The sequence below is a fragment of the Leyella stercorea genome (assembly GCF_021531355.1).
GTDB lineage: Bacteria > Bacteroidota > Bacteroidia > Bacteroidales > Bacteroidaceae > Prevotella.
Window position 1 is genome coordinate 1 of sequence record NZ_JADYTS010000179.1, and the last position, 883, is coordinate 883.

The 883-nt window shown below is 38.7% G+C and carries 2 protein-coding genes; both read right to left on the minus strand.

What is annotated here, in order from left to right:
* Positions 1-383: 383 nt before the first annotated feature.
* Positions 384-530, minus strand: a complete 147-nt coding sequence (locus I6E38_RS14930) for a hypothetical protein (protein WP_235394721.1) — start codon at positions 528-530, stop codon at positions 384-386.
* Positions 531-566: 36 nt separating this feature from the next.
* The gene (locus I6E38_RS14935; RefSeq protein ID WP_235394722.1) at positions 567-782 is read right to left on the minus strand and encodes a hypothetical protein; all 216 of its coding nucleotides are present in this window, start codon (positions 780-782) and stop codon (positions 567-569) included.
* Between the last annotated feature and the right edge of the window lie 101 nt (positions 783-883).

Below are 883 nucleotides of genomic sequence, written 5' to 3' on the forward strand. Positions count from 1 at the left end.
AAAGCCCGAGCTTGTGAAAGTTCGGGCTTTGTGATATTTTAAAAGAGGGTGTGAATTTTGACACACCCCCTTTCTTGTTTCTACACATAGAAGAAAGAAAAGTATTTTTTAGGTTCTTTCATCAAATCGCACGGTACGTTATATGCAAATTTTTCACTTGTTCACTATAATACATAAGCATACATTTCGATTTTTAAAGTCTAGTAGATTGTTTTAGTAGATGTTTTAATGGTTTATTAGTTAGTTTTAGGTTTAAGGTTAGTTTTAGGTTAGTTTTAAGATTTAGGAAATGGGTTTGTCGGGAGGCACACCCTTTTTTTATGCCCATAAAAATCCCCCAAAATGTCGTTAGCGGCACTTTGGGGGATTATTGCTGATTTTTATTACTTGCTGAATGTCAGTCCTTCTACATGGTCGTTGACGTATATGTTAGCCATGTCGGCAGTCTTGTACCATCGTGGTTTGCCTGGCATATCGTCCGATATGAGTTTACCGTTGATAGTAAGGTTCTCGAAGCGAACGTTCTTCACCGTGATGTTGTCACCGTTGTTTATGCCTATGCAACCCTAATAGTCTATCTGGTTTTCTGCATGTTCAAGAATTTCTACGCCGTCGTACAGCACATTGTCAATCAGTTCGTCCTCGGAAGTTTCGCTGTGCAGACCTATCATGATAGGATGTGCCACGTCAGCCCACATCACGAAATCCTTGATTGTTATATTACGGCAACCGCCATGATAATTCTTTCGGGTTTCAACAGTCAATGTATCACTTATATACATTTATTATACGAACGAAAAACGTTTTTTCTGGTTCTTCCGTTAAATGCGTAGACGCTTGTCGTGTAGAGCGTATAGCTTTAACGTGAAGAATTCATCATTTC